The sequence below is a fragment of the Alcanivorax sp. HI0044 genome, assembly GCF_001634945.1.
Genome location: NZ_LWEZ01000239.1, coordinates 1 through 654 on the forward strand (window position 1 = coordinate 1; position 654 = coordinate 654).

Here is a 654-nt window from a genome sequence, read left to right on the forward strand (position 1 = left end):
CCACGCTCGGCCACAGCGGCCATTTGCGGGCGTTTGCCGGTATCCCGGTCTCCGCCACACCCCACAATGCAGAACAGCCGACCGTGGAAATGGGCGCGGCATGCCTGCAAGGCTTTTTCCAGCCCGTCCGGAGTATGGGCGTAATCAACGATCACGGTGGGACAGCCCGTCTGCTGCACCGGTTCCATACGACCGGGCACCGGTGTCACCGCCGCCAGTGCACCGCCCAGTGAAGCAGTGTTGACGCCCTGACCATGCAGAATGCCGGCAACGGCCATCACATTGCTGAGATTGAAACGACCGAACAGTGGCAACGTCACCGCGAGGGGCTCACCGCCGACCGTCAGCTCTGCCTCCATTCCATCAGCAGTAAAGACGACCGAAGCACAACGGACCGTGGCACCCTGCTGATCGCCGAAGGTCACGCAACGCACACCGTCGGCCAGGCATCCGATCAACGAATAAGCCGCCGGATCATCGCAATTGATCACCGCCAGCTTCACTCCATCGCGGGTGAACAGCACGGATTTGGCCGCCAGATAGGCTTCCATGTCCCCGTGGTAGTCCAGATGATCCCGACTCAGATTGCTGAACACCGCCACGGGTACTGGCGTTGACCCCAGCCTATGCTGATCCAGCGCATGGGAAGACACT

The 654-nt window shown here is 61.6% G+C and carries 1 protein-coding gene; it reads right to left on the bottom strand.

The window, feature by feature from the left end; all coding sequences use genetic code 11:
- The coding region (locus tag A3730_RS03095; RefSeq protein WP_255364164.1) for a Mur ligase family protein at positions 1 to 654 on the bottom strand (654 nt) is incomplete at both ends.